General features: G+C 51.5%; 14 protein-coding genes. 10 read left to right on the top strand and 4 right to left on the bottom strand.

Features of this window, described 5'->3' with window-relative positions:
- Positions 1-47: 47 nt before the first annotated feature.
- On the bottom strand, positions 48-677 hold the full coding sequence (locus J1778_RS15860) for an aspartate/glutamate racemase family protein (protein ID WP_217174011.1): 630 nt from the start codon (positions 675-677) through the stop codon (positions 48-50).
- A gap of 265 nt (positions 678-942) precedes the next feature.
- Here J1778_RS15860 and J1778_RS15855 point away from each other — a divergent pair, with 265 nt between their 5' ends.
- The 5 genes from J1778_RS15855 to J1778_RS15835 all read left to right on the top strand — a co-directional run bounded on the left by J1778_RS15855 (position 943) and on the right by J1778_RS15835 (position 6,475).
- Positions 943-1,662, top strand: coding sequence for a gluconate 2-dehydrogenase subunit 3 family protein (locus J1778_RS15855; RefSeq protein ID WP_217174010.1), 720 nt, complete (start codon positions 943-945; stop codon positions 1,660-1,662).
- Positions 1,663-1,717: 55 nt separating this feature from the next.
- Positions 1,718-3,490 (top strand): GMC family oxidoreductase, encoded by a 1,773-nt coding sequence (locus J1778_RS15850; protein WP_217174009.1) that lies wholly within the window; start codon positions 1,718-1,720, stop codon positions 3,488-3,490.
- Between the two features lie 2 nt (positions 3,491-3,492).
- Positions 3,493-4,803, top strand: coding sequence for a c-type cytochrome (locus J1778_RS15845; RefSeq protein WP_217174008.1), 1,311 nt, complete (start codon positions 3,493-3,495; stop codon positions 4,801-4,803).
- 222 nt (positions 4,804-5,025) lie between these two features.
- Complete coding sequence (locus tag J1778_RS15840) at positions 5,026-5,706, top strand: hypothetical protein (protein ID WP_217174007.1); 681 nt, start codon at positions 5,026-5,028, stop codon at positions 5,704-5,706.
- A 178-nt stretch (positions 5,707-5,884) separates the two neighbouring features.
- On the top strand, positions 5,885-6,475 hold the full coding sequence (locus J1778_RS15835; RefSeq protein ID WP_113877882.1) for a Yip1 family protein: 591 nt from the start codon (positions 5,885-5,887) through the stop codon (positions 6,473-6,475).
- 138 nt (positions 6,476-6,613) lie between these two features.
- Here the strand turns inward: J1778_RS15835 and dld are convergent, their stop codons facing one another.
- Positions 6,614-8,305: a D-lactate dehydrogenase gene (gene dld, locus J1778_RS15830; protein ID WP_217174006.1), complete on the bottom strand. Its 1,692-nt coding sequence runs from the start codon at positions 8,303-8,305 to the stop codon at positions 6,614-6,616.
- 206 nt (positions 8,306-8,511) lie between these two features.
- On the opposite strand from dld, the gene phnC reads away from it, so the two are divergent.
- The 4 genes from phnC to phnE (J1778_RS15810) all read left to right on the top strand — a co-directional run bounded on the left by phnC (position 8,512) and on the right by phnE (J1778_RS15810) (position 12,296).
- On the top strand, positions 8,512-9,348 hold the full coding sequence (phnC, locus tag J1778_RS15825) for a phosphonate ABC transporter ATP-binding protein (protein WP_217174005.1): 837 nt from the start codon (positions 8,512-8,514) through the stop codon (positions 9,346-9,348).
- Positions 9,349-9,416: 68 nt separating this feature from the next.
- Positions 9,417-10,349 (top strand): phosphonate ABC transporter substrate-binding protein, encoded by a 933-nt coding sequence (phnD, locus tag J1778_RS15820; RefSeq protein ID WP_217174004.1) that lies wholly within the window; start codon positions 9,417-9,419, stop codon positions 10,347-10,349.
- Positions 10,350-10,509: 160 nt separating this feature from the next.
- Positions 10,510-11,373, top strand: coding sequence for a phosphonate ABC transporter, permease protein PhnE (phnE, locus tag J1778_RS15815; protein ID WP_217174231.1), 864 nt, complete (start codon positions 10,510-10,512; stop codon positions 11,371-11,373).
- A complete protein-coding gene (gene phnE, locus J1778_RS15810; RefSeq protein WP_217174003.1) occupies positions 11,373-12,296 on the top strand; it encodes a phosphonate ABC transporter, permease protein PhnE in 924 nt (307 codons plus the stop codon). Before phnE (J1778_RS15815) ends, phnE (J1778_RS15810) begins: the two co-directional genes overlap by 1 nt.
- 95 nt (positions 12,297-12,391) lie before the next feature.
- Here the strand turns inward: phnE (J1778_RS15810) and J1778_RS15805 are convergent, their stop codons facing one another.
- Both J1778_RS15805 and J1778_RS15800 read right to left on the bottom strand, forming a co-directional pair.
- Positions 12,392-13,513, bottom strand: coding sequence for a ribosomal protein uL16 3-hydroxylase (locus tag J1778_RS15805; protein ID WP_217174002.1), 1,122 nt, complete (start codon positions 13,511-13,513; stop codon positions 12,392-12,394).
- A 283-nt stretch (positions 13,514-13,796) separates the two neighbouring features.
- Positions 13,797-15,176: an NAD-dependent succinate-semialdehyde dehydrogenase gene (locus J1778_RS15800; protein ID WP_217174001.1), complete on the bottom strand. Its 1,380-nt coding sequence runs from the start codon at positions 15,174-15,176 to the stop codon at positions 13,797-13,799.
- A gap of 338 nt (positions 15,177-15,514) precedes the next feature.
- Here J1778_RS15800 and J1778_RS15795 point away from each other — a divergent pair, with 338 nt between their 5' ends.
- Positions 15,515-15,844, top strand: coding sequence for a DHCW motif cupin fold protein (locus J1778_RS15795; RefSeq protein WP_217174000.1), 330 nt, complete (start codon positions 15,515-15,517; stop codon positions 15,842-15,844).
- Positions 15,845-15,879 lie beyond the last annotated feature (35 nt).

Below are 15,879 nucleotides of genomic sequence, written 5' to 3'. Positions count from 1 at the left end.
TATCAGTATAGCGTCTGCCTGCGTTTTTGCTTTTTGCCCGCTGTTTTTCAGGCCAGCACCGCGCGTAAACCACATTCGGGGCTGGTGAGCGGTTTGCCCATTTGTGTCAGCTGGGCCGCACCGGTCATTGAAGCCTGAGCCAGCACCACGCAATCCGCACCTTTCAAATATTGCGCATCTGCCGCTGCCGCGATGGCCTGTAAATACCCGGCCAGATCACCCTGCTTAAACTTTTCCCACGCACCCGTTACCAGACGGATTTCAAGCTGTGCCTGTGGATGTTTTTCCACCTGTGCGAATAACTCTCGCGTCGGCTCAAGCGTCGTGTCGACCGCACACAGCGCGACCACCTTGCCTGCCGTTTTCATGGCCAGTTCTGCCAGCGCCTGATCGACTCGCACCACCCGTACCGCGGCTGTTTTGCTGGCAAGCGTTGCCGCTGAGCCCAGCGTTGAACAGGTGAGTAAAACGCAGTCAGCATTTTCACTCAAAGCCAGCAATACATCTGCAGTTTGCTGACGGATTTCCTCGGTCAGTCCGCCGGCCTTTTCTGCTGCGGCGAGCAAATCAGGCCGGGAGATATGGACAAACTGATGCTGATTCAGCCCAAGCGCCTGCGCGGTATTTTCAAACACCGCAATATTGCTGTCGGCCGTGTGTAAACAGGTGATGCGCATGTGATTCTCCTGTGTGATGCGTGCCTTTACGTTAATGACTTTTTAACCGGTATGCAGGCTTTTTTGCCTGTAAAAATTTGTTAGTTAGTGTACGCACTCACTACTAATTAAATAATTCATTGATTTAAAACAAATAAAGTATGTACCAGTTGGTTCAAAATATCTTACTTTCGCCTAACATCTTCGTATAATCTCCGTCACAAAATAAAAGCCCACCACAGATGTGGGTACTTCCCCGTCAGACCCCGTCAACAGGAGTTTAATCGTGAAACGCAGACATTTTCTGACCTCTATGGCGGTGCTGTTATTCAGCACCGCGCTGAAGGTTAAAGCCAAAATTTTCTCCGGTGGTATGCCGTGGATTATCCATTCGGTTCGTCCGCCAAAACCGGTGGTCGCCGGTGAATGGACCTTTTTCACGCCCGAAGAAGTCAGCCTGGTGGAAACCCTGGCCGACCGCATCATTCCGGCGGATGAACTCAGCATCGGTGGAAAAGAGGCCGGTTGCGCAGTGTTTCTGGATCGTCAGCTGAGCGGCGATTACGGCAAAGCCGTGACCACCTATCGTCTCGGACCGGTGATTCAGGACGGGCTGCCGCAAGCCGGACCGCAATATAAAGACACGCCAGCCGAGCGCTACAAACTGGGCCTGACGGCGCTGAATAACATCGCGAAATCGCGCAATGGCGGGAAAACCTTTGTCCAGCTGACCGGCGAACAGCAGGACGATTTACTGCGCCGTGTGGAATCCGGCGAGATCCCGCTGGAAGGCGTCAACGGTCAGTTGTTCTTCAACATGTTAGTGCAAAACATGCGTGAGGGCTTTTTCTCTGATCCGTTATATGGCGGCAACAAAGATATGGCGAGCTGGAAAATGCTCGGATTCCCCGGTGCGCGTTATGACTTCCGTGATGTCATCGACCGTCGCGGCGAAGACCTGCATATCGAGCCGGTCAGCATGCTGTCCCAATACGAAAAATCATAAAAACCGCTTATGAACGGTCATTGATTGAATTGATTTTTGCAGGAGTAAATGTCTTATGAGTAATAAACGTGAAAAGGTCGATGCGGTCATCGTCGGCCTGGGTTGGGCGGGGTCGCTGATGGCGAATGAGCTGACGCTGGCAGGGCTGAATGTGGTGGCAATTGAGCGCGGTTCATGGCGTGACACCAGCAACGATTTCCCGACCACCATTGATACCGATGAGCTGCGCTTCGTAAGCCGTCGCGCAATCATGCAGCCGACGGCGGTGGAAACCCTGACGTTCCGTAACAACCCGATCCAGCAAGCGTTACCGCTGCGTGAATTTAATACCTACCAGTTTGGCATGAATGTCGGCGGCGCAGGTACGCACTGGAATGGCATGACCTGGCGCTTCCTGCCGTACGATTTCCAGAGTTACAGCCAGACGGTTGAGCGTTACGGTAAGAATAAATTCCTCGAAGGCATGCAGGTGCAGGACTGGGGCGTGACCTTTGATGACGTGGAACCGTTCTACGACAAATTCGAACGCTATGCGGGCACCTCCGGGAAAGCGGGTAACATTAAGGGCGAAAAAATTGAAGGCGGTAATGTCTTCGAAGGACCGCGCAGCCGCGATTATCCGCTGCCGCCGCTCAAACGCACCCAGCTGTCGATGATCTTCGATAAAGCCACCCGCGAGATGGGTTATCACCCGTTTGCCGTGCCTGCGGGCAACACGTCTGACGCCTATACCAACCCGCTGGGCATCAATATGGCGCCTTGCACCTACTGTGGTTACTGCGAATTCTTCGGCTGCGGTAACTGGTCGAAAAGCAGTCCCAACGCCTGTATTTTGCCAGCCGTCATGCAACGCCCGAATTTCACAGTGATCACCGAATCTGAAGTGTTGCGCGTAAACAAAGCAGCGGATGGCAAAACCGCCACCGGCGTGACCTTTATCGGCAGCGACGGCGTGGTGTGGGAACAACCGGCTGACATCGTGGTGATTTCGGCTTACCAGATGGATAACGTGCGCCTGATGCTGCTTTCCGGCATCGGCAAACCTTACGACCATAAAACCGGCGAAGGCGTGGTCGGGCGTAATTATGCTTACCAGACTATTTCCGGCGCAGGCTTCTTCTTTGAAGATGAAATGATGAATCCGTTTATCGGTGCCGGTGCGCTGTCGCAGGCAATTGACGATTTCAACGGCGACAACTTCGATCACACCCACCACGATTTTATCGGCGGCGGTGTGGCGCTGGTGCATTCAACCAACGGGCGTCCGATTGGCTATTCCAATAATGTTCCGCCGGGCACCCCGCGCTGGGGCGCCGACTGGAAAAAAGCCGTCAAACACAGCTACCAGAACTACAACAACATCTATTGCATGGGGAACAGCTACCCGCACCGCGATGTATTCCTCGATTTGGATCCGCAATACAAAGACCGTCACGGTCAGCCGCTGCTGCGCGTGACCTTCGACTGGATCGAAAACGACAAACGCTCAGCGAAATTTATGGCAGACCGCTCGGTTGAAATTGCGCACGCGATGGGCGCAAAAACCGTTGTGCGTCAGGAGCCGACTGCTAAACCGTTCTCACCGATGGATAACCTTTCCTCGCATACCACCGGTGGCGCGTGCATGGGCGACGATCCGAAAACCAGCGCGGTAAACCGCTATCTGCAAAGCTGGGATGTGCATAACGTCTTTGTCTGCGGCGCTTCAGCCTTTGCGAATAATGGTGGATATAACCCGACCGGGACCGTTGGGGCGCTGACCTTGTGGGCAGCCGAAGCCATTAAAACCCAGTATCTGAAATCTCCTGGTCCGCTGGTGAGGGTTTAAGCATGAGCGTGAAAAAGACATTAGCAATTATTGCGGGCGTGGTTGTCATCGGCGGGCTGGGCTTTGCTGGTTTTAAAACCTGGCACAATGCCAGTCAGTCAGGCGATTTTCAGGCTCCGGCTGCGGCAGCTATGACCGGCAAAACTGCCATTGAGCGCGGAAAATATCTGGCACTGGCAGGGGACTGCGTGGCCTGCCACACCGCGCCGGGCGGCGGTAAACCTTTTGCGGGCGGCTACGGGCTGAATACGCCGTTCGGTACCATTTACGCCACCAACATCACGCCGGATAAAGAAACCGGTATTGGTGGCTGGACCGATCAGCAGTTCATTAATGCAGTGCGCAACGGCAAAGGGATCAATGGCGAAAATCTGTATCCGGCGATGCCATACAACGTTTACGCCAAAGTCAGCGATCAGGATTTGAAGGACATTAAGGCGTATCTGGATACCGTGCCTGCCGTGCACTACGACGGCCTGAAAACTGATTTGCCGTTCCCGTATAACATCCGTCTGATGATGTTTGGGTGGAACCTGTTGTTCCTGGATACGGCACCGTTTAAAGCGGACCCGTCGCAGTCGGCAGAATGGAATCGCGGCGCGTATCTGGTGGAAGGGCTGGGGCACTGTACATCGTGCCATACCGCTAAAAATCCGCTGGGCGGCGATAACTTTGGTGTGCATCTGCAGGGCGGAGAATTGCAGGGCTGGTTCGCGCCGGAAATCACCGGCAATCGCCGTCAGGGCATTGGCGACTGGAGCAATGATGAAGTGGTGCAGTACCTGAAAACCGGGGCTAACTCGCGTACCGTGGCTGCCGGTCCGATGGCAGAAGCGGTCACGAATTCCCTGCAGCATTTGTCGGATTCAGATCTGCATGCCATCGCGGTTTACCTGAAAAGTTTGCCGGGCAGCAAAGATGATTCCGCACCTTTAGCCGCAAATTCAGCGATGGCCAACGGCAAAGAACTCTACGCTGATAACTGCGCGGCATGCCATCAGAATTCCGGTGACGGGGTACGCAACATGATCCCTGCCCTGAAAGGGAATAACGGCGTTCAGGCCACTCAGCCGACTAACATTCTGCACGTACTGATGAACGGCGGGCAGGGTGCGGCAACGGCCAGCAATCCGACCAGCGCCGACATGCCTGAGTTCGGCTGGAAACTGACCGATCAGCAGATGGCGGATGTCAGTACGTATATCCGCAACGCATGGGGAAATCAGGCTCCGGCGGTCAGCAAAGATGACGTGGCGAAAGCACGTAAATCTCAGCAGGGCGCGGCAGCATTGCATAATCCCGATCAGCAATAAACGAAAACGAACGTAAGCAATAAAGTTTAAAGAGCCTTGTAAGAGGCTCTTTTTGTTGGTTTTAATTCACCGTCTAAATGTAAGCTTTCGAAACATAGATACATAAGCAGTGGGATTTGAATCGAGAAGGAGATTGATTTGATATGGTTATATATACAGCGCAAAATCCCCCCAGAATTAAGAATTTCTAAACAGGGAAAGCTCATGTGAGGGACAACAGCCATGTTTCAGCTCAGCACAATGGAAATCTCGCCCGTCAATCCGATGCTCTACTTTCCCGGTGCCCCTGCCTGGCCGGAAGAATACAAAGGAAAATTGCTCATGGAAAAGCTCATGCAAAATCAGATCAACAGTATTGAAAAACAAGGGATCAAAAACGGTGAGGAAATTGCCGGACTCAATTTGCGGGTTGGGAAGGTGGAGCAGCAGGTCACTCAGCTGACGGAAGTGGTCACCGAAACTAATCTGCGGGTCGGCAAACTGGAATATCAGATGGTCACGCTCACTGAAGCGATAACAGATATCGGTGTGCGTGTTGGAAAAACTGAACAGAGCATCTCCCGCATCGATGGGCATCTGCTGAGAATTGACGATCATTTTGTACGGATCGATAAACAGTTCGAACAGGTGGATAAACAGTTCGAACAAGTGAATAAACAGTTTGAACAGGTGGATAAGCAATTTGAAAGGGTCGATAAACAGTTCGAAAAAGTCGATAAGCGGTTTGAAAGAGTCGATAAACAGTTTGATCGTATGGATGAGCGCTTTGAGAAGGTCGAAGCTTCAATAACTTCGATGCAAACAATGTTTTACGGGCTTATGATCAAACAGACTCGCTGGATTATCAGCATGATGCTGGTATTGGTAGGTGCAACATTTACAGCCGCTCGCTTTATCCATTAAAGGGGGGCCTGCTGCGGTCAATCGCTGATTTCATTGGGTTGGTCGCAGCAGCAAAACTGGCAATAACGACTATAATATAGACAAGTCGCCACCTTCCTGGTGCCCTTGTGTGACGGGCATTCCCGAAGGTCTATCACTGCACGCCGCTGGCGGCTTTCGGCGTACAAGGGGGTGTTTCATGGCAAATCATGTCTGGGGACTGTTATCCCATCCTGGTCCCGAACTGCAGCAAATCCAGCGTGAGCGGGAAACCGTTTCACATGTGTATTCCCACCATGTTCTTTTAATGGCGTTGATCCCGGTTGTCTGTTCGTTTATCGGTACAACACAGTTGGGCTGGAATTTCGGTGACGGTCAGACGCTGATGGTTTCCATGTTCACCGCGTCATATATCGCCGTTATCTTCTATGTTCTGATGCTCGCCGCAGTCGCACTGATGGGGCGCATTATCTACTGGATGGCACGTCGTTATGACAGCCGCCCGACACTCAACAGCTGCATCGTGTTTGCCGGTTATGTTGCCACGCCGATGTTCCTCAGCGGTCTTGTTGCGCTTTATCCGATGGTCTGGTTATGTCTGTTCGTCGGCATCATCGGACTGTGTTACAGCGGATACTTGTTGTATCTCGGCATTCCTAACTTCCTGAATATCGACCGTCGCGAAGGGTTCCTGTTCTCCAGTTCAACGCTGGCAATGGGCGTTCTGGTATTAGAGCTACTTCTGGCTCTGACGGTGATTATGTGGGGTTACGGAACACAGTTATTTTAACTTAATGGCTATCTTACTTGCCATTTTGCCCCCGGGCAGTGCTCGGACCCTCACGTACTTGATGTACGCTCCGGGTCCTCCGCGCTGTCCGGGAACAAATTGCCTGCGCCGACTACGCCATTCCTCTTTTGAAAGACATTATTCCTGCCAGTTTTTCATCTTACTGGTTTTCCCGATACCCGGATTGAAGCTGTTGGTTGGGTCGGCCTGCCGGTAGAACTCTTTCAGATGCGGTTTTGCCAGATACAGATGTCCGACGTTATGCTCGGCCGGATATTCCGCGCCTTTGGCATCGAGCAGTTCAAGCATCCGGTGTTTCAGCGCCTTACTGTTCGTACCTTTTTTGACAATGTAATCCTGATGGAAAACGTGGCACATGAAATGGCCGTAATACAGTTTTGCCACCAGCTGATTGTCGATATCTTCCGGCAATGTTTCGAACCAGTCGCGGTCGTTACGGCGCAGTGCGATATCCAGTGCCAGAATATCTTCCACTTCTTTTTCATGTACCGCGTGATAGCGCACAGCAGCACCGGCTGCGGCGAAACGGTGCAGGAACGCTTTTTTGCCCTCGTCCGCCGAGCAGATAAAGAAATCACCCTGACCCTCACTGAAGAAACGCGTCAGAAATGTTCTGGCTTCATCAATGCCAGGGCCTGACATTTTCAGCAGTAAATGATGTTCAAACCGGTCGCGGTACTGCTTCATGCGTGGCGGAAGGTGATTTGGCAAAGCTTTGCTCAGACACTGCATAACGCGGTCGCTGAAGTTTTTCGGCAGGAAAGGGACTTTACTGGCATGCGCATCGAACTTCCCTTTAGCGGTAAACATGTCCGGCATTTTGTCTGTGCCAAGTTTATCGATCATCATGAACGTGTCTTTGCCGTACACTTCAGTGATATCGAAAATATCCCGATGCATGTATTCACCGGCCACCGGCAGATTCGCAAAATCACGCAAGATCTGACGACGTAATTCGGTCAGCACCGCCGTGTCATTGGTGCCGATATAGAATACCTGCTGCTGAGTTTCAGCCGGGAAGGTGTCCAGACGTACGGCGAAAACGGCCAGTTTTCCGGCGCAACCCGAGGCTTCAAACAGACGTCGCTCATCGGCGTTAAAACGCGAAGGCGTATCCGCGTCCACTTCACGCACCCGTGCAGCATAATCATGATCAGACGCCAGACGCTGATCGTGCAGAATGTCACTTTCCAGATAATCTGCTTTTTCCAGTCGCGTCAGTATTTCTTCCGGCGTTTCGCCAAGATTAATCCCAAGATGGTTAATCAGGCGTAATTCACCTTGTGCGTCTATCTGCGCATAAAGCGCCATTTCGGTATACGCCGGGCCGCGTTTCACCAGTGAACCACCGGAATTATTGCAAATCCCTCCGACGACCGATGCACCGATGCACGACGAGCCAATTACCGAATGCGGTTCACGGTTATAAGGTTTGAGGATTTTCTCCAGCTTATAGAGCGTACTGCCGGGGAAGCCGATCACCTGATGCCCACCGTCGAGCAACTGAATTTGATCAAGTTTGAGGGTACTGAAAATGACGATATCGCGATCATAATCATCGCCGCTTGGCGTTGAACCTTCGGTCAGCCCGGTATTAGCGGCCTGCATAATGACAATCTTATCAGCGGCGATACAGGCTTTGAGCAGTTGCCATTGTTGCAGCAGCGTTTGCGGAAATACCACAGCCAGCGCTTTGCCGCCACCTGAACGAAATCCTTTGCGATAGCGCTCAGTGTTACTGTCTCCGGTCAGAACATGACGGCTGCCAGCAATCTCTTTGAGCATGGCGATGAGTGACTGATTATCCATTTCATCTTCCTTTTTAAATGCGTTGCCATCTAATCATAGACTTAAATGATACTTATTAAGTTAAACCCCATTCGGGATATCCGTTAGGTAATTTCGCTTAATCTGTTGCATTTTTGTCATATGCTGTCCATTAAATCGTCATTGATGTGTCATATAACTCGCGCTTAATGAACGCCAGATTATGAAAGCAACCGAGAGACAGCATCATGGCGCAAGCTCAACTTAAGCTGGCACAGGCTGAATATCCTCAGACCGGGCCACAGCATTTGAACAAAGTTCTGGACGTGAAAGGCCTGGTGAAATCTTATAAATCAGGTCAGCGCGTCCTGAATGACGTCAATTTTGATCTGCACGCGGGCGAGTTCGTGGCGGTGATTGGCCGGTCCGGCGCAGGAAAATCAACTCTGTTGCACGTACTCAACGGTACCATTCCGCTCACCGATGGCAGTGTAGTGTGTCATTACGAAAACGGTGAGCAGCAGCAACTGGCCGGGCTGACCGGCAAAGCGTTGCGTCGCTGGCGTTCGGGTTGCGGGATGATTTTCCAGGATTTTTGTCTGGTTCCTCGTCTGGATGTGCTGACTAACGTGCTGCTGGGCCGCCTGAGCCATACCTCAACATTCAAATCTTTCTTCAATCAGTTTGACGACGAAGACCGCGCCCGCGCGATATCTCTGCTCGAGTGGTTGCATATGCTGCCGCATGCGTTGCAGCGTGCTGAAAACCTTTCCGGTGGTCAGATGCAACGTGTGGCGATTTGTCGTGCCCTGATGCAGAACCCGAAAATTCTACTGGCCGATGAGCCGGTTGCGTCGCTGGATCCGAAAAATACGCTGCGCATCATGAACGCGCTGAAAAAAGTCAGTGAAGAAAATATTGCCGTGATGGTCAACCTGCACTCGGTCGAGCTGGTAAAAGATTATTGCACCCGCGTTATCGGTATCGCTAAAGGGCAAATTATTTTCGATGGTCATCCGGAACAGTTAACTGACGGTATTTTGCAACAGTTATACGGTGAAGAACACGAAGCCATAAACAGTTAAACAATAACCTTATTTATTTTGCAGTGCTTATTTCTACTTACTCTCAATCTACACAAGGTCATCATTACATGAAGAAGTTATTACGTCTGGCAGTCTTCGTAGCAGGTTCTTTTACCGCAATGCACAGCATGGCAGAAGATGCTCCTAAAGAATTGAATTTGGGTATTCTGGGCGGCCAGAATGCAACTCAGCAAATCGGCGATAATCAGTGTGTAAAAGATTTCTTCGATAAAGAATTAAACGTGGATACCAAACTGCGTAATTCCTCTGATTACTCAGGTGTTATTCAGGGGTTGTTAGGTAAGAAAGTAGACATGGTATTAAGTATGTCGCCATCGTCTTTCGCCTCAGTTTATATTAATAACCCGAAAGCCGTAGATCTGGTCGGTATTGTTATCGACGATACCGATAAATCCCGTGGTTATCACTCAGTGGTTGTGGTGAAAGCCGACAGCCCGTACCAGAAATTGTCTGACCTGAAAGGTAAATCATTCGGCTTCGCTGACCCGGATTCCACTTCCGGTTACCTGATCCCGAACCAGACTTTCAGGAAAGAATTTGGCGGCACGACAGACAATAAGTACAACAACTTCTTCTCCAGCGTCACCTTCTCCGGCGGCCATGAGCAGGATATTCTTGGCGTGCTGAACGGTCAGTTTGAAGGCGCAGTAACCTGGGCGTCAATGATCGGCGACCGCGAAACCGGTTATACCTCCGGCGCATTCAACCGCATGATCCGCATGGACCATCCGGATCTGATGAAGAAAATCCGTATTATCTGGGAATCTCCGCTGATCCCTAACGGCCCGATCTTAGTGCGCAGCGATCTTCCACCGGCGTTCAAAGCTAAACTGGTTTCTGCCATTAAGAAACTGGATAAAGAAGACCACGCCTGCTTCGTGAAAGCCGTCGGCGGTAAACAACATATCGGCGAAACGTCCCTGGCTGAATATCAGCAGATTATTGATATGAAGCGTGAGCTGACTAAAGGCGGTCGCTAACCCGTAACTCCCTCCCCTGCGAAGGGGAGGGTTGGGGTGGGGTATTAATGGCAACTCAGGAAGCGAAAGCTTTTACCATTATTGTTTTTTTAATACCCCCTCCTGACCTCCCCCTTCGCAGGGGGAGGAATAATAATTATTGCAAATCGGAAATATTATTTTGAACAAAGACTTCAATCGTTATTACCAGCAGATCCGGGGAAAACAAAAACGTGAGGCGCTGATCTGGTCGGGGCTGATGCTGTTGTTATATCTGTGGTCAGGCAATGTTTCCGAACTTAATTTAAAAACGATTATTGTCTCCGCGCCGAGCTTCTTTGATTATATTGGTCAGACTGTTCCGGTATTACACTGGTCATTGTTATTTGCTGACGGTCATACAGAAGGTTCACTGGCGTACTGGGGATATCGACTTAATATTCAGTTGCCACTGATTTGGGAAACTATTCAGCTGGCGTTATCCTCGACGATATTATCGACCGCGCTGGCGGTTATTCTTGCATTTCTCGCAGCAGGAAATACGGATTCACCTAAGTGGGTGAAATTCAGTATCCGTACTTTTGTCGCTTTCCTGCGCACCATGCCTGAACTGGCGTGGGCGGTGATGTGCGTCATGGCCTTCGGCGTTGGCGCCATTCCGGGCTTTATCGCGCTGACCTTACACACAGTCGGCAGCCTGACGAAACTCTTCTACGAATCCATTGAAACCGCGTCGGACAAACCGGTGTGCGGTCTGAGAGCCTGCGGAGCCGGGCGTTTGCAGCGCATGCGTTTTGCCATGTGGCCGCAGGTCAAACCGATCTTTCTTTCCTACAGCTTTATGCGCCTTGAAATCAACTTTCGCCAGTCCACGATCCTTGGCTTAGTCGGGGCGGGGGGGATCGGGCAGGAGCTGATGACGTCAATCAAACTGGACCGTTATGACCAGGTCAGCATGACCTTATTGCTGATAATTCTGGTGGTGTCGGCGATGGATTTTCTTTCCGGTAAACTGCGTAAACGCGTCGTGGAGGGCACTTTCTGATGTTAACTGATGCGCTTGAACCTCATGTTGTCAGCAGCCTGAAGCAGCAGCACGGACATTTGTTTGCCGCGCAGCGCCGCTATCTGCGTTACCTTGCGATACTGGCTGTCGTCATTACGCTGTACTACCTCTATTTCTTCAGTTATTTCGGCATTCCGTGGAGCGAGGTGGTGCGCGGCACCCGTGAAGTCGGCCGTTACTTCCTGCGTATGTTCGTCTGGCATAACGTTTCCGAATGGCCGTTTAAGTATTACTTCACGCAGATTGCCATTACGCTGGCGATTGTGTTTGCCGGTACGATCACTGCGTCTTTCCTCGCGTTGCCGCTTTCTTTCCTGGCTGCGCGTAACGTGATGTCAACGCCGGTACTCCGTCCTGTTTCCATGATTATCCGTCGTCTGCTGGACGTACTGCGCGGGCTGGATATGGCGATCTGGGGGCTGATTTTTGTTCGCGCTGTCGGCATGGGCCCGCTGGCCGGTGTGCTGGCGATTGTGATGCAGGATTTGGGGCTGCTCGGCAAACTGTATGCCGAAGGGCACGAAGCCGTGGAGCGTTCGCCGAGTCGCGGTTTGCGGGCATTGGGTGCTTCGCCGTTACAAACTCATCGCTTTGGGATTTTCACCCAATCTTTCCCGACATTCCTCGCACTGTCGCTGTATCAGATTGAATCTAATACCCGTTCTGCCGCGGTTCTCGGCTTTGTCGGCGCGGGAGGAATTGGTCTGGTGTATGCGGAAAATATGCGTTTGTGGAACTGGGATGTGGTGATGTTTATCACGCTGATCCTGGTCGCCATTGTTATGACCATGGATAAGATCTCTGCGATGTTACGTGCCAAATATATTCACGGTGAAGAGATTGATTTGTTTGAGCCGGAAGAGCGAAAAATGAAGCCGCCGGTCGAACTTTACCGTCCGTAAGTCATTACTGTCGGTACTGTCGGTTAAAAAAGAGCATAAAAAAGGCGGCATCCGCAGGGAAGCCGCCTTTTGTTATCTTTTTTATCCGCGAAGGATTAATCGTCGAAATACCAGTAACCCTGATTCACCAGATCCGTTAACAGGACGACAAATTCAGGATCCTGCAACGCGCTGCCCAGCTCTTTCTGACTGATGAGAGTGAAGCGGCACAGCGCATCGGCAGCATCATGCTGAGCAGTGTCCAGCGGCTCGCTGTTCACAAAGAAACGTTCACCGACATTCAGCACGCGCAGCCCGCTTAAACGGGTCAGGCTTTCGCCCTGCATCAGCGCATCCACAATTTCCTGCGCTTCATAAGGTGGCTCTGCCGGCGCGATATCCAGTTCATGGCGCGGCGTGGTGGCGAAACGGCCAAACCACTGTTTGAAATCTTCCGGCTGGCTGAGCATTTCAACCATCATCTGGCGCACACGTTCCAGCTCATAATCTTCCACTTTTCCAACGTGATCACGCAGCGTTAAATCAGGATCGCTGTAATGATTGCCGCCCAGATCGTTTTCCAGCGCATAGTCAGCAAAGCTGCTTATGAAATCGCGCGAGTTAGGGCCGCGGAAACCGACGGAATAGTTGAGAGCCGTTTCATGGGTAAAACCGTCATGCGGGAAGCCCGGCGGAATATACAGAATGTCGCCGGGTTCGAGATCTTCATCAATGATTGGCGTGAAAGGATCCACATGCAATAACGCCGGATGCGGACAGAACTGACGCATCGGCAAGGCATCACCCACTCGCCAGCGACGGCTGCCCATCCCCTGAATAATAAACACGTCATACTGGTCGATATGCGGGCCGACACCGCCGCCGGGCACGGAATAGGAAATCATCAGGTCGTCTAAGCGCCAGTCCGGCAAAACGCGGAAAGGTTTCACCAGCTCCGCGGCAGGCAGATGCCAGTGATTCACGGCCTGCGCCAGTAATGACCAGCCTGTTTCTCCCAGACCGTCAAAATGTTCGAAAGGTCCGTTGCTTGCCTGCCATTCCCCATTTTTTTGGCTCACCAGACGGCTGTCCACTTCCGGTTCCATCGCTAAACCGGCTAACTCATCAGGGGAGATGGGATCGACAAAATTGGAAAACGCTTTTTTAATAACAACAGGTTTTTTTTGCCAGTATTTTTCTAAAAATTCCGGCCAGTCCAGATTGAGTTCATAAGCCATGTGATTTACCAGTGGGAAGACAAACGGGCCTGATTATAGGGAGGGAAATAAGGACAGCGCTTTGTCATGCATCAAGGCTACCCATCATAATTCGAACCGCAGATGCGTTGGCTGCGTTCAGTGACCCGAATCACTTACCTGAGTAAGCTCATCGGGATCCCTTCACTTGCCGCGTTACTCGGCAAGCCTCGCCCTGTCAGGGCCAGCGCAAGCGCTGTTCAAAAGCTGAAGCTTTTGTCCTGCAGCCCGAATTATTTTGGGTATAGAACTCTGGTTGAAATATTTATGACTTCGCGGCCAGCACCACCAGTTTCTGGTTCACAAACTCTTTGATACCTAAATCAGACAGTTCGCGACCAAAACCGGAGCGTTTTACACCGCCGAAAGGCAGTTCGGCGGCGGTATCCGTCGGTGAGTTGACATATACCATGCCGGTTTCGATCTGGCTTGCCAGCTTACGGGCACGATTCATGTCTGTGGTAAACAAAGAACCGCCAAGACCGTAATGGGAATCGTTGGCGAGTTTCACCAGTTCCTCATCATTTTTCACCACATATACCTGCGCGACCGGGCCAAAGAACTCTTCGAAGTACGCCGGATTATCGCGGGTAATGTGCGTCAGTATGGTCGGCTCAAAGAAATTCCCCGGATTATCACTGACTTTCTTGCCGCCAAAGTGCAGTTTCGCACCGTGCTTCACGGCGTCATCCACCTGCTTGCTCAGCGTTTTCACCGCATCGGCAGAAGACAACGGTCCGAGAGTGGTGGATTTATCCAGCGGATCGCCCATCTTCAGCGCTTTAAAGTGCTCGGTGAATTTCTTCAGGAATTCATCGGCGACTTTCTCGTGAATAATGAAACGCTTGGCTGCGGTACAGACCTGACCGGCATTCGACACGCGCGCCTGAGCACCCGCTTTGGCTGCTTTATCGATATCGGCATCATCAAGTACCGCAAACACGTCGTTACCGCCCAGCTCCAGAGTCGATTTCTTCAGCTTACCGGCGGCGCGTGCAGCCACGATGGCACCGGCTTTTTCCGAGCCCGTCAGCGCAACGCCCTGAACACGGTCGTCATCGATGATTGAGGCCACCTGATCCTGCGAAATAAACAGATTGGTATAGGCCCCTTTTGGCGCGCCAGCTTCGGCAACCAGTTTCTCAAAGGTTTCTGCACAATGAGGAACGATACTGGCGTGTTTTACGATTACGCTGTTACCGGAAGCCAGATTGGGTGCCAGTACACGCATCAGCTGATAAAACGGGAAGTTCCACGGCTCAACGGCCATGATGATGCCAATCGGGTGATGTTCGACCCACGCTTCACCGAGTTCGGATTTATACGGCACCGGTTTGAGAAATTCCTCCGCTTTTTCAGCATAGAATTTCGCAATATCGGCGCAAATCTGCACTTCGCCACGGCTCTGACCGATGAGTTTGCCCATCTCCGTACTGACCACTTCTGCCAGTTCATCGACACGGGAAGCCATCAGTTCTGAAAGTTTATGCAGCACTTTGACGCGTTGCTTAATATCGCCTTGCGCCCAGTCAGATTTATACAGGGCATGTGCTGTGGACAGCGCTTCCTCGACCTGTTTGTCATTATGGGTCTGATATTCTTTGATGAGTTTGTTGTTGAACGGATTTATCGTTTGATAGGGCATGTGTTGCTCCTTGTTTTGTGACGTGTCGCCAAAAACAGCGCCACGTTGGAATTGAGGTGCGTTCGCCTTACTGCGTTCTTTCTCAACAGAACATTAAGCATAGACGAAAAAACGTGACCTCTGTCCCACAGAAACCTCATGCAACACAACTGTATCGGGGGTTCAGACGGCATTCTTACTGACCCCGCCATACGTGGGCTGCGGGCTGTCTCTAAGAACAATCGGCTTTACGTAACTTTGCGACGGGCTGTTAATGAATTGTTTTTAGCAAGCGATTGATAAATTTACCGCTCACTTTTATGCTGGCGTTCCTTCCTGTTCCCCACATTGAGAAACTCATGAAGCTTGATGCGATTCCGTTTTGCACGACTGACTGGAGCGACGTAACGCCGACACAACATCCGGGCGATACCGGCATGGCGCTGTGGCGTACGCAAAAATTCGGCGATATCCGTGTGCGTATTGTTGAATATTCAGCGGGTTATGAGGCCGATCACTGGTGCAGTAAAGGCCACGTCCTGTTTTGTCTGGAAGGAGAGCTTCATACCCTTTTGGAAGATGGCCGCAAATTTACACTGTCACCGGGCATGAGTTATCAGGTGGCGGACAATGCCGAGGCGCACCGTTCTTCCACGCCGGTAGGCGCGAAACTGTTTGTTGTCGACTAGTCGTAGTGTGTTGTTTATAAAAATTCGCGGCCAGC

It is taken from the genome of Rahnella bonaserana, assembly GCF_019049675.1.
In the GTDB taxonomy this organism is placed as follows: Bacteria; Pseudomonadota; Gammaproteobacteria; order Enterobacterales; family Enterobacteriaceae; genus Rahnella; species Rahnella bonaserana.
This window is presented reverse-complemented; position numbering and strand designations above follow the sequence as displayed.

Coding starts and splice junctions, on each gene's coding strand:
- J1778_RS15850 (WP_217174009.1), top strand. CDS start 1,718: ATGAGTAATAAACGTGAAAAGGTCGATGCGGTCATCGTCGGCCTGGGT.
- phnD (WP_217174004.1), top strand. CDS start 9,417: ATGAAGAAGTTATTACGTCTGGCAGTCTTCGTAGCAGGTTCTTTTACC.
- phnE (WP_217174003.1), top strand. CDS start 11,373: ATGTTAACTGATGCGCTTGAACCTCATGTTGTCAGCAGCCTGAAGCAG.
- J1778_RS15805 (WP_217174002.1), bottom strand. CDS start 13,513: ATGGCTTATGAACTCAATCTGGACTGGCCGGAATTTTTAGAAAAATAC.
- phnC (WP_217174005.1), top strand. CDS start 8,512: ATGGCGCAAGCTCAACTTAAGCTGGCACAGGCTGAATATCCTCAGACC.
- J1778_RS15840 (WP_217174007.1), top strand. CDS start 5,026: ATGTTTCAGCTCAGCACAATGGAAATCTCGCCCGTCAATCCGATGCTC.
- J1778_RS15795 (WP_217174000.1), top strand. CDS start 15,515: ATGAAGCTTGATGCGATTCCGTTTTGCACGACTGACTGGAGCGACGTA.
- J1778_RS15860 (WP_217174011.1), bottom strand. CDS start 677: ATGCGCATCACCTGTTTACACACGGCCGACAGCAATATTGCGGTGTTT.
- J1778_RS15800 (WP_217174001.1), bottom strand. CDS start 15,176: ATGCCCTATCAAACGATAAATCCGTTCAACAACAAACTCATCAAAGAA.
- J1778_RS15845 (WP_217174008.1), top strand. CDS start 3,493: ATGAGCGTGAAAAAGACATTAGCAATTATTGCGGGCGTGGTTGTCATC.
- J1778_RS15835 (WP_113877882.1), top strand. CDS start 5,885: ATGGCAAATCATGTCTGGGGACTGTTATCCCATCCTGGTCCCGAACTG.
- dld (WP_217174006.1), bottom strand. CDS start 8,305: ATGGATAATCAGTCACTCATCGCCATGCTCAAAGAGATTGCTGGCAGC.